The organism is Kytococcus sp. Marseille-QA3725 (assembly GCF_054950055.1).
Genome location: NZ_JBUCLA010000001.1, coordinates 1,140,823 through 1,162,528 on the forward strand (window position 1 = coordinate 1,140,823; position 21,706 = coordinate 1,162,528).

General features: G+C 71.4%; 16 protein-coding genes, 1 other RNA gene and 2 pseudogenes. 7 read left to right on the forward strand and 12 right to left on the reverse strand.

What is annotated here, in order from left to right; all coding sequences use genetic code 11:
- Positions 1 to 80: 80 nt before the first annotated feature.
- Positions 81 to 617 (forward strand): annotated as a pseudogene (locus ACY8FT_RS05235) (IS30 family transposase); the annotation flags it as partial.
- A gap of 66 nt (positions 618 to 683) precedes the next feature.
- On the opposite strand, the gene hppD reads toward ACY8FT_RS05235, so the two are convergent.
- Entirely contained in the window at positions 684 to 1,907 is a 1,224-nt protein-coding gene (gene hppD / locus ACY8FT_RS05240) for a 4-hydroxyphenylpyruvate dioxygenase (RefSeq protein WP_462417862.1), read from the reverse strand.
- A 102-nt stretch (positions 1,908 to 2,009) separates the two neighbouring features.
- Here hppD and ACY8FT_RS05245 point away from each other — a divergent pair, with 102 nt between their 5' ends.
- Both ACY8FT_RS05245 and ACY8FT_RS05250 read left to right on the forward strand, forming a co-directional pair.
- Positions 2,010 to 2,522 carry an Lrp/AsnC family transcriptional regulator gene (locus ACY8FT_RS05245; RefSeq protein WP_462417863.1) on the forward strand — a complete coding sequence of 171 codons (513 nt, stop codon included), beginning with the start codon at positions 2,010 to 2,012 and terminating at the stop codon, positions 2,520 to 2,522.
- Positions 2,523 to 2,665: 143 nt separating this feature from the next.
- On the forward strand, positions 2,666 to 3,652 hold the full coding sequence (locus ACY8FT_RS05250; RefSeq protein WP_462417864.1) for a hypothetical protein: 987 nt from the start codon (positions 2,666 to 2,668) through the stop codon (positions 3,650 to 3,652).
- Positions 3,653 to 3,701: 49 nt separating this feature from the next.
- On the opposite strand, the gene ACY8FT_RS05255 is transcribed toward ACY8FT_RS05250, so the two are convergent.
- From ACY8FT_RS05255 to ACY8FT_RS05275, 5 genes are all read right to left on the reverse strand, one after another.
- A complete protein-coding gene (locus tag ACY8FT_RS05255; RefSeq protein WP_462417865.1) occupies positions 3,702 to 5,492 on the reverse strand; it encodes a bifunctional 3'-5' exonuclease/DNA polymerase in 1,791 nt (596 codons plus the stop codon).
- Positions 5,493 to 5,612: 120 nt separating this feature from the next.
- Complete coding sequence (locus tag ACY8FT_RS05260; protein ID WP_462417866.1) at positions 5,613 to 7,382, reverse strand: DEAD/DEAH box helicase; 1,770 nt, start codon at positions 7,380 to 7,382, stop codon at positions 5,613 to 5,615.
- A gap of 12 nt (positions 7,383 to 7,394) precedes the next feature.
- The gene (locus tag ACY8FT_RS05265) at positions 7,395 to 7,733 is read right to left on the reverse strand and encodes a DUF3039 domain-containing protein (protein WP_462418402.1); all 339 of its coding nucleotides are present in this window, start codon (positions 7,731 to 7,733) and stop codon (positions 7,395 to 7,397) included.
- A gap of 130 nt (positions 7,734 to 7,863) precedes the next feature.
- Positions 7,864 to 9,903 carry a DEAD/DEAH box helicase gene (locus ACY8FT_RS05270; protein ID WP_462417867.1) on the reverse strand — a complete coding sequence of 680 codons (2,040 nt, stop codon included), beginning with the start codon at positions 9,901 to 9,903 and terminating at the stop codon, positions 7,864 to 7,866.
- Positions 9,903 to 11,393 (reverse strand): malic enzyme-like NAD(P)-binding protein, encoded by a 1,491-nt coding sequence (locus ACY8FT_RS05275; RefSeq protein WP_462417868.1) that lies wholly within the window; start codon positions 11,391 to 11,393, stop codon positions 9,903 to 9,905. Before ACY8FT_RS05275 ends, ACY8FT_RS05270 begins: the two co-directional genes overlap by 1 nt.
- A gap of 117 nt (positions 11,394 to 11,510) precedes the next feature.
- Here ACY8FT_RS05275 and ACY8FT_RS05280 point away from each other — a divergent pair, with 117 nt between their 5' ends.
- The gene (locus ACY8FT_RS05280) at positions 11,511 to 11,900 is read left to right on the forward strand and encodes a thioredoxin family protein (RefSeq protein ID WP_462417869.1); all 390 of its coding nucleotides are present in this window, start codon (positions 11,511 to 11,513) and stop codon (positions 11,898 to 11,900) included.
- Positions 11,901 to 11,999: 99 nt separating this feature from the next.
- Here the strand turns inward: ACY8FT_RS05280 and ssrA are convergent.
- From ssrA to ACY8FT_RS05295, 3 genes are all read right to left on the reverse strand, one after another.
- Positions 12,000 to 12,365, reverse strand: a transfer-messenger RNA (tmRNA) gene (gene ssrA, locus ACY8FT_RS05285).
- A gap of 132 nt (positions 12,366 to 12,497) precedes the next feature.
- The gene (gene smpB / locus ACY8FT_RS05290; protein ID WP_462417870.1) at positions 12,498 to 12,998 is read right to left on the reverse strand and encodes an SsrA-binding protein SmpB; all 501 of its coding nucleotides are present in this window, start codon (positions 12,996 to 12,998) and stop codon (positions 12,498 to 12,500) included.
- Between the two features lie 106 nt (positions 12,999 to 13,104).
- Complete coding sequence (locus tag ACY8FT_RS05295) at positions 13,105 to 14,223, reverse strand: 3-isopropylmalate dehydrogenase (protein WP_462417871.1); 1,119 nt, start codon at positions 14,221 to 14,223, stop codon at positions 13,105 to 13,107.
- Between the two features lie 360 nt (positions 14,224 to 14,583).
- Between ACY8FT_RS05295 and leuC the strand changes: the two genes are divergently transcribed.
- The 3 genes and pseudogenes from leuC (at position 14,584) to leuA (ending at position 18,357) form a co-directional block, all read left to right on the forward strand.
- The gene (gene leuC, locus ACY8FT_RS05300; protein ID WP_462418403.1) at positions 14,584 to 15,999 is read left to right on the forward strand and encodes a 3-isopropylmalate dehydratase large subunit; all 1,416 of its coding nucleotides are present in this window, start codon (positions 14,584 to 14,586) and stop codon (positions 15,997 to 15,999) included.
- A 9-nt stretch (positions 16,000 to 16,008) separates the two neighbouring features.
- A pseudogene (leuD, locus tag ACY8FT_RS05305) lies at positions 16,009 to 16,527 on the forward strand (3-isopropylmalate dehydratase small subunit); the annotation flags it as partial.
- A gap of 129 nt (positions 16,528 to 16,656) precedes the next feature.
- The gene (gene leuA / locus ACY8FT_RS05310) at positions 16,657 to 18,357 is read left to right on the forward strand and encodes a 2-isopropylmalate synthase (RefSeq protein ID WP_462418404.1); all 1,701 of its coding nucleotides are present in this window, start codon (positions 16,657 to 16,659) and stop codon (positions 18,355 to 18,357) included.
- A 90-nt stretch (positions 18,358 to 18,447) separates the two neighbouring features.
- On the opposite strand, the gene prfB is transcribed toward leuA, so the two are convergent.
- From prfB to ACY8FT_RS05325, 3 genes are all read right to left on the reverse strand, one after another.
- Positions 18,448 to 19,560 carry a peptide chain release factor 2 gene (gene prfB, locus ACY8FT_RS05315; protein WP_462417872.1) on the reverse strand — a complete coding sequence of 371 codons (1,113 nt, stop codon included), beginning with the start codon at positions 19,558 to 19,560 and terminating at the stop codon, positions 18,448 to 18,450.
- A 124-nt stretch (positions 19,561 to 19,684) separates the two neighbouring features.
- Entirely contained in the window at positions 19,685 to 20,371 is a 687-nt protein-coding gene (locus tag ACY8FT_RS05320; protein ID WP_462417873.1) for a hypothetical protein, read from the reverse strand.
- Positions 20,372 to 20,541: 170 nt separating this feature from the next.
- Entirely contained in the window at positions 20,542 to 21,552 is a 1,011-nt protein-coding gene (locus tag ACY8FT_RS05325; RefSeq protein WP_462417874.1) for a zinc-dependent alcohol dehydrogenase, read from the reverse strand.
- Positions 21,553 to 21,706 lie beyond the last annotated feature (154 nt).

Here is a 21,706-nt window from a genome sequence, read left to right on the forward strand (position 1 = left end):
TCCCTGCCCGCGACCGCGGGCAACAGGACGACTCTCATAACGACTGGACCTACGAAACGGGGTCAGCCCAGCCCGATCAGCGGCAGAAGAGGTTCACCGACCCGATGGTCATGATCAGTGATCGTCCCGCGCAGGTGGAAGACCGGGCCGTGCCGGGCCACTGGGAGGGTGATCTGATCCTGGGCGCTGGTGGACGCAGCGCGATCCTGACCTTGGTGGAACGCTCCACCCGGTACGTGATGCTCGGGCACCTGCCCGGTGGGCACACCGCTGAGGAGGTCCGGGACGTCCTGGTCGACCTGATCGGGACCCTGCCAGAGCACCTGCGTGGGTCGCTGACCTGGGACCAGGGGTGCGAGATGGCCGCTCACCGGCAGTTCACGATCGCCACCGGTGTACCGGTGTACTTCTGCGACCCACACTCACCCTGGCAGCGCGGGTCGAACGAGAACACCAACGGACTGCTGCGGCAGTACTTCCCCAAGGGCACCGACCTGTCGGTCCACGGCCCGGCCGAACTCGAATACGTCGCCCAGGAACTCAACGGCCGCCCACGCAAAACGCTCGGCTGGGCAAACCCAGCCGAGCGCCTGCGTGATCTACTGACAACCAACTAGGCCATCAGGTGTTGCGAGGACCCCTTGAAACCGCCGACCCCGGGCCCGGCCCTTTCGCGTCGCCGATCAGAAGTTGCCGCGCTTCTCCTGCTCGCGCTCGATGGCCTCGAAGAGGGCCTTGAAGTTGCCCAGACCGAAACCGAGCGAGCCGTGGCGCTCGATGAGCTCGAAGAACACGGTCGGGCGGTCACCGGTGGGCTTGGTGAAGATCTGCAGCAGGTAGCCGTCCTCGTCGCGGTCGACCAGGATGCCGCGCTTCTGCAGCTCCTCGATCGGCACCCGCACCTCACCGATGCGCTCGCGCAGCTCGGGGTCCTCGTAGTAGGAGTCCGGCGTGGCCAGGAACTCCACGCCCTCGGCCCGCATGCAGTCGACGGTGCGGATGATGTCGTTCGTGGCCAGGGCGAGGTGCTGCGCACCGGGACCGCAGTAGAACTCCAGGTACTCGTCGATCTGCGACTTCTTGCGCGAGATGGCCGGCTCGTTGAGCGGGAACTTCACGCGGTGGTTGCCGTTGGCCACCACCTTGGACATCAGCGCGGAGTAGTCCGTCGCGATGTCGTCACCGACGAACTCCGCCATGTCGGTGAAGCCCATGACGCGGTGGTAGAAATCCACCCACTCGTCCATCTTGCCGAGCTCGACGTTGCCGACGATGTGGTCGAGGGCCTGGAAGAGGCGCTTGGGGGTGCCCTCGCGCTTGGTGAAGGTGCTGGAGGAGGGCTCGTAGCCGGGCAGGTAGGCGCCCTCGTAGCGCTGGCCGCCGACCTCTCGCTGCACCAGCGTGTGACGGGTCTCGCCGTAGGTGGCGATCGCCGCGACGCGCACCGTGCCGTGCTCGTCGGAGACGTCGGTGGGCTCCTGCACGACGGTCGCACCGACCGAGCGGGCGTGCTCGATGCACTTGTCGACGTCCGGGACCTCCAACGAGATGTCGACGACGCCGTCACCGTGCGTGGCGTGGTGCTGGATGAGAGGGGACTTCGGGTCGACCGCGCCCTTCAGCACGAACTTGATGTTGCCGGACTTCAGGACGAAGGCCTTGTGGTCACGGTTGCCGTTCTCCGGCCCCGAGTAGGCGATGAGCTCCATGCCGAAGGCGGACTGGTAGAAGTGCGCGGCCTGGGTGGCGTTGCCGCACACGAAGGTGATGGCATCCCAGCCGGTGACCGGGAAGGGGTCGGAGGAGCCGTCGTACTCGACCAGGCCGACGAGCTTCTTCAGCTGGTCGACCGAGAGGTTCTCGGCCTGCTCCTGGTCGGTCAGGGCGGTGAGGGTGGTGTCAGACATGGCGGTCAATGTGCCGCAGATCACTCATGCCGACAATCAACCACCACTCGACTACGCAACCTGACCACTTCGCTGCGGCCTCACCCTGCCAGACTGCACACCATGACCAGCGAGAAGCCACTCGACGACCACCCGTCCGGACTCGACGGGCTCGATCGACGGCTGGTCAGGCTGTTCACCGAGGACCCGCACGTGGGCGTCCTCGGCGCAGCGCGGACCCTGGGCGTCGCCCGCGGGACGGTGACCGCCCGACTGCGCCGGCTGGAGCAGCGGGGCGTGCTGCGCAGCTGGGCCCCCACCCTCGACCCGGCCGCGATGGGCCACCCGGTGACGGCCTTCGTGACCCTGCAGATCCGGCAGGTGAGTGGCCACGGCGCCGTGGCCACTCACCTGGAGGGCATCCCGCAGGTGCTCGAGGTGCACACGATCACCGGCGACGGGGACCTGTTCGCCCGCGTCGTCGCTCCGTCCAACGCGGCCCTCCAGGACGTCCTCGACGAGGTGACCGCCCACGAGGACGTCGTGCGGGCCTCGACCAACATCGCACTGGCCACCCGGGTGGCCCACCGGACCCTGCCACTGGTGGAGCCCCGGGACTCGACGGACCGCGAGTGACCCCGGCCCGCCCCTCACGGATCCCTCACGGCGCCCTGCTCAGGATTGCCCGAACCGCCCGCTGTCGCTAGCGTTTCGAGCAGGCTGCGAGGGGCGGCCACCACACAGAGGGGATCACCCTCCCGAGGGGAAGGGGGGCCGACATGGCTCGCACCACAGCACTGTTCACCACCATCGCGCTCGGCACGCTGGCGCTGGCACCCGCCGCCCAGGCTGAGCCGATGTTCCCGAGCATCGACCCGTTCGACATCACCTTCGAGGTGGGCGAGAAGGGTGACGGGGGCCGCGCCTGGAGCAGCACCGTCACCGGGGACTTCACCCAGCAGGAGTTCACCGAGGACGGCCTGCTGCAGCACACCGTCGCGGCCTACGGCCGCAACGTGCCCATGGGCAGCGGTCTGCGCCCGGACGAGGACCCGGGTCGGACGCAGCTCGGGAAGCAGAACGACGAGGCCGAGGGATGGGCTCTCCACGGCTGCCCGGAGCCCTCGCAGGTGGCGGGGCCGGCCACCTTCACCAGCGAGGACGACTCCTTCCTGTGGGAGCCGGACCCGGAGTTCGACCCGTTCCAGGACGACGTCGAGGACCTGACCGGCGAGTACCGGGCGCTCGAGACGCGTGCCCTGGACGAGGACACGCGTGCGATCGAGGTGGAGACCTTCGCCTGCCTGCCCGAGGGCGCCGACGAGATCCACACGCACCTGTACTCCACCAGCTACTTCGTGCGCACCGGCGAGACGGAGTTCACGCGCGTGGCCTCCTCGTCGATGCCGGCGACCGCCAACGAGGGCAGCGAGGTCACCTGGTACCCCGAGCCCGGCTGGGAGTTCATCGAGGAGCTCAGCGACCGCCAGCGCCCCGGCGACCTCACCGACGCCGAGTGGGCCGACCAGCTCGTCGCCGAGGGCGTGGTGCCGGCTGACAAGCGCTGGTACGTGGCCAACGAGGAGGCCCCCGGCCAGGACGGCGACGGCGACGGCGACGGCGACGGCGACGGCGACGGCCCGATCGTCGACACCGGCTACCGCACCGGCGGCGGCGCGACCCCGTTCGCGCTGGGTGGCACGACCCTGCTCGCCGTGGGCGGGGCCGTCGGTCTGCGCGGTCTGCGCGGTCTGCGTCGAGGCTGACCTGCCTCCCCGAGGCGGCGGGACCGGGCGGGGGCCCGGTCCCGCCGCATCACTTCGCGCGGTCGTAGGACTCCACGGTCGCCACGGAGAGCGGGAAGTCCACCGCGCTGCCATGGAAGAGCAGGTCACCCGCGCTGCGTGCCGCCTGCCGGACGTGCCCGGCGACCTCGTCCGCCAGGGCGATCGGGGTGTGGACCATCACCTCGTCGTGCAGGAAGTAGACGAGCTCAGGTGACCCTGCCCCTGCGGTGGCGCCCGAGTGCGCTGCTCCGCAGGTGTCGTCCAGGCGGCGCCGCAGGTGTCCCATCCAGCACAGGGCCCACTCGGCCGCAGTGCCCTGGACGACGAAGTTGCGGGTGAACCGGCCCCACTCGCGGGCCGCCGAACGGGCCCGGCGCTCCGCCGCCTCCCCCGCCCCGGGCTGCTGGGCGGCCGCCTGGGTCGCCTGCCAGGTCGGCGGTGGTGGCGGCGAGGTGCGCCCCAGCCAGGTGGAGACCTGCTCGCCCCGCTCCCCCGTCGCCGCGGCGGCGTCGACCAGCCCGATGGCGCGCGGGTAGGCGCGCCGAAGACGGGGCATCAACGCGCCCGCCTCGCCCGTGGTCGAGCCGTACATGGCCCCGAGCATCGCGATCTTGGCGTGGTCGCGCGTGTCCACCACCCCGTCGTCGACCAGCGCCCGGTAGAGGTCGCCGGCCGCGGCCGCCCGGGCCATCTGGGCGTCGCCGGCCATGGCGGCCAGGACGCGGGGTTCCAGCTGTGCCGCATCGGCCACCACCAGGCACCACCCGGCATCGGCCCGGACGGCCGAGCGGATCTGCTGGGGAAGCTGCAGCGCCCCTCCCCCTCGGCTGGCCCACCGGCCGGTGGCGACCCCGCCGGCCACCCAGTCTGGGCGGAATCGCCCGTCACGGACCCAGTGCTGCATCCAGGCCCACCCGTTGGCCGTGTACAGCCGGCTGAGCGCCTTGTACTCCAGCAGGGGCTCGATGACGGGGTGGTCGATGCCGCGCAGCTCCCACTTGCGGGTGCTCGCGACGTCGAGTCCCGCGCGACGCAGGGCCGAGACCAGCGTGGTGGCCGAGTCCGGGTTCAGCGTCGGGGCGCCCAACGCCTCGCGGATCTGCACGACGAGCTCGGCCATGCGGCGAGGTCGTCCACCGTGCCGGTCACGCTCCCCCAGTCGTGCGGTCAGCTGTGCGTCGTGCACGCGGGTGTCGAAGGGCACGCCGGCGTGGTTGAGCTCCTGAGCGATGAGGCCGCCGGTCGACTCCGCGTGGCAGAGCAGGGCCAGGGCGCCCCGGTCACGGCTCTCGGCCAGGCAGGCCCGCTGTGCCAGGTGCTCGGCCAGGCACTCGTCGAGATCGGGGCCACGGCCGGCCACGTCGAAGAGGGTCTCCTCGGTGTCCACCGGCTCGGCGGGCGTCATGCGCGCGTCGGCACGGCGCCGGTCCCAGTCCGACTCGGGAGCACGCGCGTAGTCGGTGTGGGCCACGGCGGCCGCCGACCGCAGCACGGCGCGCTGCAGACCGAGGTCGACCGCGTGGCGCACACGCACGCCGGCTCGGAGGAGGTGGAGGTAGATCTCGGACGAGTCGGCCCACACCCAGCGGGGTGGGACGGCCGCGGGGTCGCGGTCCGTTCGAGCGCGGGAGCGGGAGGCAGCCGTCTCCTCAGCGGGAGCTGCCCCGTTCTCCCGGGCGGCGACCCAACCCGGCAGGTCCGCCCAGGGCATCGACCAGGGTCTGGTGGTCGATGCGCGTTCGGGCTCCTCCCCGCGGGCCGGCTGCTCCACCGCCGCGATCTCCGCCGTCTCGCCGTTGCGCACCACGACGAGGTCCATGCCGGTCACCCTAGACGCGACCACCGACGCCCTGAACCGGTCGGGGCACCGGCGGTCCGCAGAGGAGAGCAACGGCGGACGACGCCCGAGCCAGGCGCGCCCACGATGGGCCCGAGGGCCTCACCTGCGCCCGACGAACCACTTCCGGATCGTCTCGATCCGCTGGGTGACCTGCTCCTGGGTGGCGGTCTCCAACGCCGGCCCACCACAGGCGCGACGCAGGTCCATGTGCACGTTCGCGTGCGGGACGCCCTTCTTCTGCGCGTAGGCACTGACCAGTTTGTTGAGCTCCTTGCGCGAGGCCTGCAGCGCCCGGTGCGCGGCGATCGGCTGCTCCCCCTGGGAGGACTGCGCCTTCTTGCCGCGCGCGGCCTGCTTGGCCTGCCGCTCCCGCAGCAGCTCGGTCATCTGGTCCGGCTCCAGCAGACCCGGCAGGCCGAGGTACTCGGCCTCGTCCTCGCTAGCCACCTCCGTGCCCAGCCCCCACTGCTGGGCGTCGAAGAGCACGTGGTCGAACTCGGCGGAGGACTCCAGCGCCTCGTAGCCGGGCTCGAGCTCGTCGCTGAGCCGCTCGGACTGGTTGGCCCGGGCGAGCTCGTCCTCCTCCGGCGCCCAGATCGCGTCCTCGCCCGAGGGCCCGGGACGGTCCAGCGCGTGGTCGCGCTCGGCCTCGAGCTCGGAGGCCAGCGCGAGCACCGGCGTGACCGAGGGCAGGAAGATGCTGGCGGTCTCGCCCCGCTTGCGGGTGCGCACGAAGCGCCCGACCGCCTGGGCGAAGAACAACGGGGTCTGCGTGGAGGTCGCGTACACGCCCACGCAGAGCCGCGGGACGTCGACGCCCTCCGAGACCATGCGCACCGCCACCAGCCAGCGGGAGTCGCCCTGGCTGAAGTCCTCGATGCGACTCGAGGCCCCGGCGTCGTCGGAGAGCACGACGGTCGGCTTCTCCCCGGTGATCGCCTCCAGGTGCCGGGCGTAGGCACGGGCGTTCTTCTGGTTGGACGCGATGACCAGCCCACCGGCGTCGGGCACGTGGCGACGCACCTCGGTGAGGCGCTTGTCGGCCGCGGCGAGCACGGCCGGCACCCACTCCCCCTCGGGATCCAGGGCGGTGCGCCAGGCCTGCGCGGTGAGGTCCTTGGTGAGCGGCTCCCCCAGCCGGGCGGCCATCTCGTCGCCCGCCTTGGTGCGCCACTTCATCGCACCGCCGTAGGCCATGAAGAGCACCGGCCGCACCACGCCGTCGGTCAGGGCGTTGCGGTAGCCGTAGGCGTAGTCGCTGGCCGAGCGGCGGATGCCGTCGGCACCCTCCTCGTAGCGCACGAACGGGATCGGGTTGGTGTCCGAGCGGAACGGCGTACCGGTGAGCGAGAGGCGCCGCTCCGCCGCGGTGAAGGCCTGCCGGATGGCGTCGCCCCAGCTGCGGGCGTCACCGCCGTGGTGGATCTCGTCCAGGATCACCAGCGTGCGGGCCTCCTTGGTGCGCTGCTCGTGGAGGTCCGGGTCCGCGGCGATGCCGGCGTAGGTCATCGCGATGCCGTGGAAGTCCTTGCTGTGCGCCCTCTGGGCATTGGTGAAACGCGGGTCCAGGTGGATGCCCACGCGCGCGGCGGCATCGGCCCACTGGGTCTTGAGGTGCTCGGTCGGGGCCACCACGGTGATCTGGGTGACGGCGCCCTCGGCCAGCAGGTCGGCGGCGACCTTCAGCGCGAAGGTCGTCTTGCCGGCACCCGGCGTCGCGACGGCCAGGAAGTCGCGGCCTCCGGCCTCGACGGTCCGGTGGTAGGCCTCCAGCGCCTCGGCCTGCCAGGCACGGAGCTTGGGCGCGGTGCCCCAGGCGGCGCGGGAGGGGTAGGCGGGTGAGAGGTGGTCGGCTGCGGAGGTGCTCATCGACCGCCGGGCTCAGTTGCCGTCGCCGGAGCCGTTGCCGCCGGAGTCGCCCCCGCCGTCCTGCGGGTCGCGCAGGCCCTCGTAGATCTCCTTGCAGACCGGGCAGACCGGGAAGCGGTCGGGATTGCGGCCGGGCACCCAGATCTTGCCGCACAGGGCGGTCACGGGCTCCCCGGAGACGGCGCTCTCGAGGATCTTCTCCTTGCGCACGTAGTGGCTGAAGCGCTCGTGGTCGCCCGGCTCCATGGGGACCGTCTGCTCCTCGGTGCGCTCGAGCAGCCCGGTGGAGGTACCCGGCGCGGACAGGCCGCCCGGGTCGTCCGGAACGCCCGGGTCCATCGGCTGGCTCATGGCCACCGGCGAGGCGACGGGAGCGTGCTGGGACGTGGTCCGAGGGGTCAGGCGCATGGGGAACATCGTACGCCGGAGCACCGACGGGGTCCGGTGGTCGCCCCACCGGACCCCGTCAGGATCAGCGCTCTCAGCGGTCGTCGCGGGCTCCGCCGGGACGGCCGCCACTGCCGCCCTGACGACGGTCACCCGAGCCACCGCGGGGGCCGCCGCCACGTCGGTCGTCTGACCGTCCGCGGTGACCACCCTCACGGCGGTCCCCGGCGCGCCCCCGGCCACCGTGGCCCTGGCCCGAGCGGCCACGACCACCCTGGCCACCACCCTTGTGACCACCGGGGCGTCCCCGCCCGCCGGGGCCACCACGGCCCCCGCGGTGCGGCGGACGCGGCGGTGCCATCATGCGACGCAGGCGCGACTCGTCGATCGGCTCACGCACCGTGTCACTCGAGCCGGTGATCGCGGTCAGCTCGTCGGTACCCGGTTTCATCGGCACCGGCGAGGCATCCACGCCCGCGGAGTCCATGAGCCGCTGTACGGACTTCTTCTGGTGCGGCAGCGCGAGCGTGACCACGACGCCCTGACCACCGGCACGGGCGGTGCGTCCGGCGCGGTGCAGGTAGTCCTTGTGATCGGCCGGCGGGTCCACCTGCAGCACCAGCGACACGTCGTCGACGTGGATGCCGCGCGCCGCGACGTCCGTGGCCACCAGCACCGGCAGGCCACCGTCCTTGAACGCGGCCAGCACACGGTTGCGCTGTGCCTGGTTGAGACCCCCGTGCAGGGCGGCGGCGAAGACACCGGCCTCCCGCAGCTGCAGGGCCACCCGGTCGGCGCCGAGCTTGGTGCGCACGAACACGACGGCCCGTCCGTCCCGGGCGCAGATCTCGGCGGTGATCGGCTTCTTGTGCTGCGGCTGCACCAGGAACACGTTGTGGTCCATGGTCGTCACCGATGCCTGGGCGTCGTCGGTGGAGTGCGTCACCGGGTCGACCAGGTAGTTCTCGACCAGCTTGTCGATGCCGTTGTCCAGCGTCGCGCTGAACAGCATCCGCTGACCGCCGGAGGGCATGAGGTCCATGATCTGCGTGACCTCGGGCAGGAAGCCCATCTCGGCCATGTGGTCGGCCTCGTCGAGCACCGCGATCTCCACGGCGGACAGGTCCGCGGCGCCCTTCTCGATGAGGTCGAGGAGGCGCCCCGGCGTGGCGATCAGAACGTCAAGCCCCCGCTCCAGGGCGGAGATCTGCGGCGGGTACGGCAGGCCGCCGGCGACGAGCTTGTGCTTGAGGCCGGTGACGTGCACGAAGGGCTGCAGCGCGTCGGAGACCTGCATGGCCAGCTCGCGGGTGGGCGTCAGGATGACCGCCCGCGGCCTGTTGCGCTGCGCCCGGCCACCCTGCAGCCGCGCGATGGTGGGCAGCCCGAAGGCCAGCGTCTTGCCCGAGCCCGTGCGGCCACGGCCCAGCAGGTCACGACCTGCCAGCGAGTCCGGAAGCGTCGCCGCCTGGATCGGGAACGCGGTGCTGATGCCGTCGCGCGCCAGCCGCTCGACCAGCACGGAGGGCACCCCGAGCTCGGCGAAGGTGGGGCCCACGTGCTGCGGGGCCGCGGTGGGCGACCCCGACGACTCGGCGGACTGCTGCGGCTGCACCTCGGGCTCCGGGGTCACCGGCTCGCGCACCTCGCGCGCCGCCCCGACGTGCTCGGTGCGTTCCACCCGGGGCGCACGCTCGGCACGCTGGTCTCGCAGCGGGCGCGCCCCGCGGCGCTGGTCCGGGCGTCCGTGGTCGCGACGGGGGCCGCCGCGCCGATCGTCGCGCTGCGGACCGCCCTTGCGACGGTCCTCGCGGTCCTTCCGCTCCCAGCGGTCGTTCCGGTCCGTGCGTCCGGACGCCCCGCGGCGGTCGTCACGACGCGGACCACCGCGCCCACGGTCCTCGCGCTGCTCGTCCCGTCGACCGTCGCGTCGCTCGAACCGCTGCCCACGGCTCTCGCGCCACTCCACGGCTTCGGCCTCGCGCCGTGCGCGCTTGCGCTCCAGCTTCTTCTTCGTGGCCTTCTTGGCCGCCTTGGCGTCCTCCTTGGCCACGCGGAGGCTCTTGGCCTTTGCCTTCTGGGCGCTGCTCCAGCGCTGCTTGGAACCGGTGCGGCGGGACCCGTTGCTCGGCATCAGGAGTCGACCCGCTGCGAGCCGGTGCGCTTGCTGGGGATGTTCATCAGGGCGATGGCCTCGGTCTTGGGCCCGGCCGCCTGTGCCTTCTCGTCGGCTTCCACGGCCTGCGAGACGGCCTTGGCCACCACCTTGGAGACGTTCTTGTGGAAGACGCTCGGGATGATGTAGGTCGGGTTCAGTTCGTCGGGCTCGACGACGTCGGCCAGGGCCTGGGCGGCCGCGAGCATCAGGTCGTCGGTGACGACCTCGCTGCGGGCGTCCAGCAGACCGCGGAAGACGCCCGGGAAGACCAGCACGTTGTTGATCTGGTTGGCGAAGTCGCTGCGGCCGGTCGCGACGACGGTCGCGTGCTTGGCGGCCTCGTTCGGGTCGACCTCGGGGGTCGGGTTCGCCATCGCGAAGACGACGGCTTCGTCGTTCATGGTGGCGATGTCATCACCGGTCAGGATGTTGCCGGCGGAGACGCCGATGAACACGTCCGCGCCCTTCAGGGCGTCCTTGAGGTCGCCACCGTGGAGCTCGGGGCTGGTGTGCTCGGCGATCCAGCGGAGCTGCTCGTCGTCGCCGTTCTTGATGTCGTCGCGCTCGGGGCTCACGACGCCGTTGATGTCGGCCACCGTCACGTGGCGGGCCCCGGCCTTGATGAGCAGGCGCATGATCGCGGTACCGGCAGCACCGGCACCCGACTGCACGATGCGCACGTCCTCGATCTTCTTGTCGACCACGCGCAGGGCGTTGGTCAGGGCGGCGACGGCGACGATGGCGGTGCCGTGCTGGTCGTCGTGGAAGACCGGGATGTCCAGCTCCTCCCGCAGCCGACGCTCGATCTCGAAGCAGCGCGGTGCGGAGATGTCCTCCAGGTTGATGCCCGCGAAGGTCGGGGCGATGGCCTTCACGTGGGCGACAATGTCCTCGACCCCTCCGGCGTCCAGGCAGATCGGGAAGGCGTCCACGTCCGCGAAGCGCTTGAACAGCGCGGCCTTGCCCTCCATGACCGGCATGGCGGCCAGCGGACCGATGTTGCCCAGGCCCAGCACGGCCGTGCCGTCGGTGACGACCGCGACGGTGTTGCGCTTGATGGTCAGGCGGCGGGCGTCCTCGGGACGCTTGGCGATGGCCTGGCAGACCCGCGCCACACCCGGGGTGTAGACCAGCGAGAGATCGTCACGGTTCCGGATGGGGTGCTTCGGCTCCACCGTGATCTTGCCGCCCAGGTGGGCCAGGAAGGTGCGGTCGGAGATGCGCTCGATCTGCACCCCCTCCACGTCGGTGAGGGCCTGGACGATCTCGTCGTTGTGCTCGGCGCTGGAGCCGGCCACGGTGAGGTCGATCGTCATGGCCTGCGGGGTCGAGTCGCTGATGTCCAGCGCCGTCGTCATGCCCCGGGCCGAGGCCACGGCGGTGGTCAGCTCCCCGATGGTGGTGGCCCGAGCGGGCGCGGTCAGGCGGATGGTCAGGGCGTTCGACGCCGAAGGCACAGCACTCATGGGGCCATTGTGTCCCATCCGGCCGGTGGGAGGGCTGGTGCACGCGGTGCCCCCGCGTTGCGCGCATCACGCGCGCACGGCGCGGTACCGCGGATTCGGTCCGCTACTGTGAGTCGCATGACTGTGACCACCCTGACGGACGAGACCTTCGAGACCGCCCTGCCGGCGGCCGAGGTGGCCATCGTGATCCTCTCCGACCCCGCCTGCGAGACCTGCACCCCGTACATGGCCACGGTCGAGAAGGTGGCCGACCGCCTGCAGGACGTCGCCGAGTTCTTCACCGTCACCCACCAGTCCGCGCCGCAGGTGTTCGCGACGAGCGGCGTCACGGCCGTGCCGACCACCGTCGTCTTCCGCGAGGGCATGCTGCTGCACCTGGACTCCGGCACGCACACCGAGGCGAACCTGGAGAAGCTCGTGCACCTGTTCGCCGAGGCGGACATCGAGGAGATGCGCACCGCCGTCGAGGAGCAGGGCACCACGGTCATCGGGCAGGAGCGCGACTGAGCGCAGGCCCTCACGCCCCTCCGCACGACGAAGGCCCCCACCGGTCGGACCGGTGGGGGCCTTCGTGGCTCCTGCTCCACATCGATGACGCGACACTGGTGGTGGAGATGGCGGGAATCGAACCCGCGTCCGTCGTCACACGACCAGGGCTTCTCCGGGCGCAGTGCGCTGTGGATTTTCTCGGCCCCGGAGCTCGCACGCACACGTCCTCCGACAGGCCCAGCCGAGTGAGAGTCCCGCACGACACCTCGGCGATGCCGTGCAGCAAGTTCCCTAGCTGATGCCAGGCACTGAGTCGGGAACTAGCTCAGGCTGACAGACTTCGGGCTCGCTCAGGCGGCGAGGGCGAAGTCGGTGCGCTTGGAATTGGCACCTATTGGTTTGCAAGGAACGTTTACGAGATGACCTTGCGTTCTCGGCCCGCTTCCCCTGGGTCAGTGATCGACGTCGAAACCGATCATCCCCGTGGGGTCACGTCATCGCTGTGGAGTTGAGAAGGAGCGTGCCCACGAGACGTGGGCGTTGGTGCATCGTACGGTCCAACGGTCGGACGGTCCAAGGAATTCCCGATCGGCCCGTCAGCCGCACGCGGTGCCCTCAGCGGCCCCGCTGCATCTGGTAGCGCAGGCTCATCTGCGCCTGCTTCTCGCGCTCGTCCTGCTTGGCGCGCAGGGCGTGCCGCTTGTCGTACTGCTTCTTGCCCTTGGCCAGGGCGATCTCGACCTTGGCCCGGCCGTCCTTGAAGTAGAGCTTCAGCGGGACGATCGTGTGGCCGGCCTCGTTCGACTTGCCGATGAGCTTGTCGATCTCGTGACGGTGCAGCAACAGCTTGCGCTTGCGCCGGGCCGAGTGGTTGGTCCAGGAACCGTTGAGGTACTCCGGGATGTGGACGTTCTCCAGGAACAGCTCGCCGCGCTGGTCGGAGCAGAAGCCCTCCACCAGCGAGGCTCGCCCCATGCGCAGGGACTTCACCTCGGTGCCCATCAGGGAGATGCCGGCCTCGAAGGTGTCCTCGATGAGGTAGTCGTGCCGCGCCTTGCGGTTGGTCGCGATGACCTTGTTGCGCGTGTCGTCCTCGCGCTTCTTCTTGGCGGCCATCGCTCCTCCTTCCGTCTGCGTGGCACTCCCCTGCTCGGGGATGCTGAACCGTACCCGAGCAACGCGAGCCCGTGCACCCGAATTCCCGGGGCACGGACTCGCCCGGTCAGGAGCGGCGGAGCGCCGCCATCTGCTGCATGAGGCTCCCGCCCTCCAGCTCCGTGCCGTCGTCCTCACCGAGTGCCGCCAGCACGCGGTCTCCCCACTCGGCCGATCCGGTGCCGCCCGCGTGGTCCTGCGAACCGGGTGCCCCGAGGACGCGCACCGCGGCGCGCTCCACGGCGGCAGCGGCCTCCCCCTCCCCCAGGTGGGCCAGGCAGAGGCCCAGCGAGAGGACCGCGCCCACCGGGTTGGCACGCCCCTGACCGGCGATGTCGGGGGCGGAGCCGTGCACCGGCTCGAACATGCTCGGTGCGTCCCCGACCAGGTTGAGGTTGCCCGAGGCGGCCACCCCGATGCCGCCCTGCACCACGGCCCCCAGGTCGGTGACGATGTCGCCGAACAGGTTGTCGGTGACCACCACGTCGAAGCGCGAGGGGTCGGTGGGCAGGTGCATGCACATCGCGTCCACGTGCACGTAGTCCCACTGCACCTGCGGGTGGTCGGCGGCCACGTGCTCCATGACGTCGAGCCACAGCCGCCCGGCCTCCACCAGCACGTTCGTCTTGTGGCACAGGGTCACGCGGCCGCGACGCTGCTCGGCCAGCGCGAAGGCGTACCGGACGGCGCGCTCGGTGGCGAACCACGTGGTGGTGGACTCCTGCACGGCCGTGTGCGCGGGCGCGCCGCGGTGCACCGCGGACCCGGGTGAGGCGTAGGCACCCTCGGTGTTCTCCCGCACCACGACCAGGTCGCAGTCCTGTGGGCACAGCCCGGCGACGGGGCTGGTCACCCCGGGGTAGAGCCGCACGGGGCGGAGGTTGACCGCCTGCCGCATCTCGCCCCGCAAGGCCAGGATGATGCCGCGCTCAAGCACGCCGCTGGGGACGTCCGGGTGCCCGACGGCCCCGAAGACGATCGCGTCGTGACTCCGGAGACGGTCCGCGAGCTCGTCGGTGAGCACCTCGCCGGTGCGCTGGTGGTGCTCGGCACCGAGGGGGTAGTGGGTGCGCGTGGTGGTGAGGTCGAAACGCGCCTCCACCGCGTCGAGCACGCGGAGGGCCTGCTCGGTCACCTCCGGGCCGATGCCGTCGCCGCCGATGATCGCGAGGTCGTGATGTGCCATGGACCCATGTTTCCACCCACGCAGCTCGGCGTGCCGCGGCCCCCGTGAGTCGGTGCCGCACGCCGTGACCTCAGTGTGACGCCGGTCACTTTCCCGTGCCACGCGTCCGGTGCGTCTGTAACGTGCCCGCCATGCAGTTCACGCAGCTCCTCCTTCTCTGCCGCAGCGAGGCCCTCTAGTCCGGCCCCTCGCTGCGGAGTCGTTGCGTACCCCGGACGCTTCCGCACCGACCGAGGAGCCCCAGTGACTGCACCCCCTTCGGCGATCGCCCCGACGACGGCGCCCGCCCCGACCAGCCCCCGCACGAACACCCCCACCGGTCCCCGCACGCTGGCCGACAAGCTGTGGGACGCCCACGTAGTGCGTACCGGCGGGCCCGGTGAGCCGGACCTGCTCTACATCGATCTTCACCTCGTCCACGAGGTGACCAGCCCGCAGGCGTTCGACGGGCTGCGGGCCGCCGGCCGCACCGTCCGCCGCCCCGACCTGACCGTGGCGACCGAGGACCACAACGTGCCCACCGTGGCCGGCCCCGTCTCGGACCCCACCAGCCGCGAGCAGCTGGACGTGCTGCGCGAGAACTGCCGCGAGTTCGGCATAACGCACCACGCCCGCGGCCGCCGTGGCCAGGGCATCGTCCACGTCATCGGCCCGGAGCTGGGCCTGACCCAGCCCGGCATGACGATCGTCTGCGGCGACTCGCACACCTCCACCCACGGCGCCTTCGGGGCCCTGGCGATGGGCATCGGCACCAGCGAGGTCGAGCACGTGCTGGCCACCCAGACGCTGCCGCTGCGCCGCCCGGCCACGATGGCCGTGGAGGTGACCGGCGAGCTGCCCGCCGGCGCGACCGCCAAGGACCTGGTGCTCACGATCATCGAGCGCATCGGCACGGCAGGCGGCCAGGGGCACGTCGTGGAGTACCGCGGCCCGGCGGTGCGCGCTCTGTCGATGGAGGGGCGCATGACCCTGTGCAACATGTCCATCGAGGCCGGGGCACGGGCCGGCATGGTCGCGCCGGACGAGAAGACGGTCGAGTGGGTACGGGGCCGCCAGCACGCACCCGTGGGCGCCGCCTGGCAGGCCGCGCTGGCCGAGTGGCAGGAGCTGCGCACCGACGACGGCGCCGAGTTCGACCGCGTGGTGCACGTGGACGCCGGCGAGGTCTCCCCGCGCGTCACGTGGGGCACCAACCCCGCCCAGTCCGCCCCGCTGGACGAGGCGGTTCCCGACCCCGACGCGTTCGACGACCCGTCCGCCCGGGAGGCCGCACGGAACGCGCTGGACTACATGGACCTGCGGCCCGGGACCGCGTTGGCCGAGGTGTCTGTGGACGTCGTCTTCCTGGGCAGCTGCACCAACGGCCGCATGGAGGACCTGCGGGCCGCCGCCGAGGTGCTCCGCGGCCGCCGGCTGGCCGAGGGGGTGCGGATGCTCGTCGTCCCGGGCTCCCACCTCGTGCGCGAGCAGGCCGAGACCGAGGGGCTGGACACGGTGTTCACCGAGGCCGGGGCCGAGTGGCGGCTGGCCGGGTGCTCGATGTGCCTGGACATGAACCCCGACACGCTCGCCCCCGGTGAGCGCTGCGCCTCGACCTCCAACCGCAACTTCGAGGGCCGGCAGGGCGCCGGCGGCCGGACCCACCTGGTCTCCCCGGGTGTCGCAGCGGCCACGGCGGTGACCGGGCGCCTCACCGCGCCCGCCGACCTGGACGACGCCCGGGCCGGGAGCCGGGCCGCCAACCCCGTCACCACGCCCGCCGACCGGATCGCCTGAGGAGCAGCCATGGAACCCATCACCACCCACGTCGGCGCCGGCATCCCCCTGCGCCGCAGCAACGTCGACACCGACCAGATCATCCCGGCCAGCTACCTGAAGCGGGTGCGCCGCGACGGCTTCGAGGAGGGCCTGTTCGCCCGCTGGCGCGAGGACCCGGACTTCGTCCTGAACCGCGAGGGCTACTCCGACGGCTCGGTCCTGGTGGCCGGCGAGGACTTCGGCACCGGCTCCTCCCGCGAGCACGCGGTCTGGGCCCTCATGCAGTACGGCATCCGCGTGGTGCTGGCCAGCCGCTTCGGCGACATCTTCCGCGGCAACGCCGGCAACCAGGGACTGCTTGCCGGGGTGCTGGAGCCCGCCGACATCGAGGCCGTCTGGGCCGAGCTCGAGGCCCGCCCCGGCACCGAGGTCCACGTGGACCTGCCCGCCCGCACCGTCACCTGCGGCGCCGTGAGCGCCACCTTCGAGATCGACGACCACGTGGCCCGCCGTCTGCAGGCCGGCCAGGACCAGATCTCCGCGACCCTGGAGGACGACATGAGCATCACCGCGCACGAGAACCACCGCCCGACCCACCGTCCCAACGCTGCCGGCACGCGCGTGAGCCCCTCGCGACAGGCGGTCGAGCAGATCGCCCCGCAGCAGCCCAGCGGCATGGCCACCGCCCGCTACTCCCCCGACCCGGTGGTCGACCTGCCCGACCGCACCTGGCCCTCGCGCCGCACCACGACGGCCCCCCGCTGGTGCGCGGTCGACCTGCGCGACGGCAACCAGGCCCTGATCGACCCGATGAGCCCCGAGCGCAAGCTGGAGATGTTCCAGCTGCTGGTCTCCCTGGGCTACAAGGAGATCGAGGTCGGCTTCCCGGCGGCGAGCCAGACCGACTTCGACTTCGTGCGCCACATCATCGAGCACGACCTGGTGCCGCAGGACGTGCACATCCAGGTGCTGACCCCGGCCCGGCAGGAGCTGATCGACCGCACCTTCGAGGCGATCACCGGCGCGCACCACGCCATCGTCCACCTGTACAACTCCACCTCCACCCTGCAGCGGCGCGTGGTGTTCGACGCCTCGCAGGACGAGGTCGTGGAGATCGCGATGCGGGGCGCCCGGTGGTGCAAGGAGGCCGAGGCGCGGCTGCCCGAGGGCACGGAGGTGCGCTACGAGTACTCCCCGGAGAGCTACACCGGCACGGAGCTCGAGTTCGCCGCGCGGGTGTGCAACGAGGTGATGACCGTGCTGGTGCCGACCCCGGAGAAGCCGCTGATCGTCAACCTGCCGGCGACGGTGGAGATGACGACGCCGAACGTGTACGCGGACTCCATCGAGTGGATGAGCCGCAACCTGGACCACCGCGAGGACGTGGTGCTGAGCCTGCACCCGCACAACGACCGGGGCACCGCCGTGGCCGCGGCGGAGCTGGGCTACCTGGCCGGGGCCGACCGGATCGAGGGCTGCCTGTTCGGCAACGGCGAGCGCACCGGCAACGTCTGCCTGGTGACGCTGGCGCTGAACCTGTTCACCCAGGGGGTGGACCCCGAGGTGGACCTGAGCGACCTGCCGAGCGTGCGGGCGACGGTGGAGCACTGCAACCAGCTGCCGGTGCCCGAGCGTCACCCCTACGGCGGCGATCTGGTGTTCACGGCCTTCAGCGGTTCGCACCAGGACGCAATCAACAAGGGTCTGACGGCGATCGAGGCGGACGCGGCAGCCGCCGGTGTCCCCGTGCGCGAGCACCCCTGGGAGGTGCCCTACCTGCCGGTCGACCCGCAGGACGTCGGGCGCAGCTACGAGGCGGTCATCCGCGTGAACAGCCAGTCCGGCAAGGGGGGTGTGGCCTACGTGCTGCGCACCGAGCACTCGCTGCAGCTGCCGCGTCGGATGCAGATCGAGTTCTCCCGCGCGGTGCAGCAGCACACCGACGCCGAGGGCGGCGAGATGACGCCGGCGGCGATCAAGGAGTGCTTCGACGCCGAGTACCTGGAGCGCCACGAGCCGCTGACCCTGCACGCGACGCGGACGACCTCGGACGAGGCCGGAGAGGTCTCCCTGGAGGCGGACGTGACCCACGCCGGCGCGCAGCGCACCGTCACCGGACGGGGCAACGGTCCGGTGGCGGCCTACCTGGACGCGCTGACGGCCGTGGGTGTGGAGGCCCGGGTCTCGGACTACTCCGAGCACGCGATGTCCTCCGGTGGTGACGCCACCGCCGCGGCCTACGTCGAGTGCCAGGTGGACGGGGCGACGGTGTGGGGCGTCGGCATCGACCCGAACATCACCACGGCCTCCCTGCAGGCGGTCACCTGCGCGGTGAACCGCGCGACCTCCCCTGCCGAGGTGCGTCGGGCGGCCTGAGGGCGCTCCCAGGGCGGCCCGAGGGTTGCCCCCCCCCGCGGTCAACTCAGCACCGGTGCGGAACTCGGGTGTCGTGGGGCGTCGCCGCGGTCAGTCGGCGTCGCGCTCCTTGCCACGCTGCCAGCGGATGCCAGCCTCGATGAAGGCGTCGATGTCGCCGTCGAACACGTTCTGGGTGTTGCCGACCTCGTGGCCGGTGCGCAGGTCCTTGACCATCTGGTAGGGGTGCAGCACGTAGGAGCGCATCTGGTCACCCCAGCTGGCCTTGATGTCACCGGCCAGCTCCTTGCGCTCGGCGGCCTCCTCGGCCTTGCGCTGCAGCAGCAGCCGCGACTGCAGGACGCGCAGCGCGGCGGCGCGGTTCTGGATCTGCGACTTCTCGTTCTGCATCGAGACGACGATGCCGGTGGGGATGTGCGTCATGCGCACGGCCGAGTCGGTGGTGTTCACCGACTGACCGCCGGGGCCCGAGGACCGGAAGACGTCGACCTTGATCTCGTTCTCCGGGATCTCGATGGAGTCGGTGGACTCGATCACCGGCACCACCTCGACCGCCGCGAAGGAGGTCTGGCGACGGCCCTGGTTGTCGTACGGCGAGATGCGCACCAGCCGGTGGGTGCCGCCCTCGACGACGAGGTTGCCGTAGGCGTAGGGCACGTTCACCTCGAAGGTGACCGACTTCAGGCCGGCCTCCTCGGCGTAGGAGGTGTCCAGCACCTTGGTCGGGTACTCGTGGCGCTCGGCCCAGCGCAGGTACATGCGCATGAGCATCTCGGCGAAGTCCGCGGCATCGACACCACCGGCGCCGGCGCGGATGGTGATGACGGCCTCGCGCTCGTCGTACTCACCGGAGAGCAGGGTGCGGACCTCGAGCTTCTCGACCGCGGCCTGGATGGCGGTGAGCTCCTTCTCGGCCTCGGCGCGGGTCTCGGCGTCGTCCTCCTCCTCGGCCATCTCGACCAGGGTCTCGAGGTCGTCGATGCGGGAGTCCATGCCCTCGACCCGCTCGACGTCGCTGCGGACGGCGGACATCGCCGAGGACACCTTCTGCCCCTTCTCCGGGTCGTCCCACAGGTCCGGGGCGCTGGACTGCTGCTCGAGGTCGGCGAGCTGCTCCTTCAGCCTGGGCAGGTCGATGACCTCCCGCACAGACTCCATGGTCGTGCGGAGTTCCCGGATCTCTTGCGCAAAGTCGACAGCCACAGCGGGGCAGTCTACGCGGTGCCTCCGCAGTGGCCCTCCGGTGAACGACGGTCACACCACGACGCGGCCCGGGGGCACCTGCTGCAGGTGCCCCCCGGGCCGCGTCCGGCGGGGTGTCGATCCGTCAGCCGATGACGATGTTGCGCGACTGCCAGGGGGCGTCGCGGTCCACGGTCATGCCGTTGGCCGTGGTGTACGTGGCACCGGAGGTGAACTGGAAGGCGGTGAAGTTGCCGGTGTAGAGGCCCAGCCGGTTCGGGTTGGTCGTCACGCTGAACTCCGACCCGGGCCAGGCCGGGATCTGTCCGGCGTCCTGGTCGTCCACCGTCTGGCCGACCGTGACCCCCTGGAAGGACAGCTGCACGACGACCGAGTTGACCCCGTTGACGGTCTGCTCGGTGACGGAGTCCACGGCCCAGGCGCCCGTGACCTGGAAGTCCGAGACGGACGGCCGCGAGTTGAACCAGTTCTGCGGGAACGCGAAGCTCATGACGGGCCCGCGTGTGAACGTGGCCGTGGTGGTGGGCGAGAGCGAGGTGCTGCCGGTCTGCGGCAGGTTGATGGCGGCGAAGCCGGCAGGGAAGCCCGGGGCGACGTCGGAGGTGTCGTTGAAGTCCAGGCTCGTGATGACGCGGTTGCCGTTCGCGTCCAGCTGCGTGTACAGGCGGCTGTACGACCACGTCGCCAGGCCGTAGTTGTTCTGCGGCGAGGCGGCCACTGCGGGGGCTGCTGCCGCCACGGCGACGGCGGGGGCGGTCCAGGCGGCGCCAGCGACGACTCGCCGACGCGACAGGGGCACGTTGAGGTCCATGGTGTCTCCAGGAGATCGGGGGGGTGTGTGGGCGGGGTCGGTCGGCGCCTCGGGGACGACTCACACCTGCCACCCATCGCACCGCGACGATCCCGAGCGGATGGGAACCGGGCCCCGGCACCCCAACAAAATCGGTGCGAGGGACCGCACTCCGCCCGTACGTCCGCCCCTCAGAACTCGAAGACCAGGCGGGCCGGCACCGCCCCGGAGAGCACCTCCTCGAAGCACTCGTTGACGTCCTCGAGCCGGCGCGACTCGGCGATGACCTTGGTGCGCCCCATGGCGTGCAGCTCGAAGCACTCGGCCAGGTCGTTGCGCGTACCCACCAGCGAACCGTGCACGCTGATGCCCTGCAGGACGGTCTCGAACACCGGCAGGGTCAGCTTGTTGTCGGCCGGAAGCCCCACCAGCACCAGACGCCCGGTCGGGTTGAGTGCGGCGTGGGCAGCGGCCATCACCGCCGGGGACGGCACCGTCACCAGGGCGATGTCCGCACCACCCAGCCGGGAGACCTGCTCGTGCAGGTCCCCGCGACCGTCGACGGCGTGGTCGGCACCCAGCTGCTCGGTGGCCAGGTTGAGCTTGTCGTCGGAGACGTCGGCGGCGATGGTGCGGCACCCGAAGGCCCGTGCGTACTGCAGGCCCAGGTGGCCCAGACCGCCCATGCCCACGACCAGCGCGGTGTCGGCCGGCGAGGGACGGGCGGCCTTGAGCGCCGCGTAGGTGGTCACGCCGGCACAGGTGATGGGTGCGGCGTCGAAGGAGCTGACGCCCTCGGGCACCTTGACCACGTGGCTGGCGTAGCCGATGGCGTACTCGGCGTAGCTCCCGTCGATCGTGTAGCCCATGTACTCCGGTGCGGTGCAGTAGGTCTCCTGCCCACCCAGGCAGTAGCGGCACCGGCTGCAGGCCCGCCCCAGCCACGGCAGGGCCACGCGCTCCCCCACCGCGACCTCGTCGACGCCCTCACCAAGCTGCTCGACGGTGCCGACGCCCTCGTGGCCGGGGATGAGCGGGGTCTTCGGCTTGACCGGCCAGTCACCGTGCGCGGCGTGGATGTCGGTGTGGCACAGCCCGCTGGCCTCGATCTTGACCAGCACCTGCCCGGCCTGCGGCGTGGGCACCTCCAGGTCACGGATCTCCAGCGGGGACCTCAGGGCGGGGACGACGGCTGCCTTCATGGTGACTCCCGGTCAGTTGTGGCGAGGCGACCACCGAGCTCGGTGGCATTCATCACGCTACTGAGAAGGGGGGTCCGTGTCACTGCCCGCGCCCGCACCCGCGCGACCACCGCGTGGTGCGGGTACGGTCCTCGCTGACCCAACCACTCCGCGG

Bases quoted from the DNA above. Each gene is read 5' to 3' on its own strand.
- hppD (WP_462417862.1), bottom strand. From the start codon at position 1,907: ATGTCTGACACCACCCTCACCGCCCTGACCGACCAGGAGCAGGCCGAG.
- ACY8FT_RS05245 (WP_462417863.1), top strand. From the start codon at position 2,010: ATGACCAGCGAGAAGCCACTCGACGACCACCCGTCCGGACTCGACGGG.
- ACY8FT_RS05320 (WP_462417873.1), bottom strand. From the start codon at position 20,371: ATGGACCTCAACGTGCCCCTGTCGCGTCGGCGAGTCGTCGCTGGCGCC.
- ACY8FT_RS05275 (WP_462417868.1), bottom strand. From the start codon at position 11,393: ATGAGTGCTGTGCCTTCGGCGTCGAACGCCCTGACCATCCGCCTGACC.
- ACY8FT_RS05260 (WP_462417866.1), bottom strand. From the start codon at position 7,382: ATGAGCACCTCCGCAGCCGACCACCTCTCACCCGCCTACCCCTCCCGC.
- ACY8FT_RS05265 (WP_462418402.1), bottom strand. From the start codon at position 7,733: ATGAGCCAGCCGATGGACCCGGGCGTTCCGGACGACCCGGGCGGCCTG.
- ACY8FT_RS05280 (WP_462417869.1), top strand. From the start codon at position 11,511: ATGACTGTGACCACCCTGACGGACGAGACCTTCGAGACCGCCCTGCCG.
- ACY8FT_RS05325 (WP_462417874.1), bottom strand. From the start codon at position 21,552: ATGAAGGCAGCCGTCGTCCCCGCCCTGAGGTCCCCGCTGGAGATCCGT.
- ACY8FT_RS05250 (WP_462417864.1), top strand. From the start codon at position 2,666: ATGGCTCGCACCACAGCACTGTTCACCACCATCGCGCTCGGCACGCTG.
- ACY8FT_RS05270 (WP_462417867.1), bottom strand. From the start codon at position 9,903: ATGCCGAGCAACGGGTCCCGCCGCACCGGTTCCAAGCAGCGCTGGAGC.
- ACY8FT_RS05255 (WP_462417865.1), bottom strand. From the start codon at position 5,492: ATGGACCTCGTCGTGGTGCGCAACGGCGAGACGGCGGAGATCGCGGCG.
- leuA (WP_462418404.1), top strand. From the start codon at position 16,657: ATGGCCACCGCCCGCTACTCCCCCGACCCGGTGGTCGACCTGCCCGAC.
- ACY8FT_RS05295 (WP_462417871.1), bottom strand. From the start codon at position 14,223: ATGGCACATCACGACCTCGCGATCATCGGCGGCGACGGCATCGGCCCG.
- smpB (WP_462417870.1), bottom strand. From the start codon at position 12,998: ATGGCCGCCAAGAAGAAGCGCGAGGACGACACGCGCAACAAGGTCATC.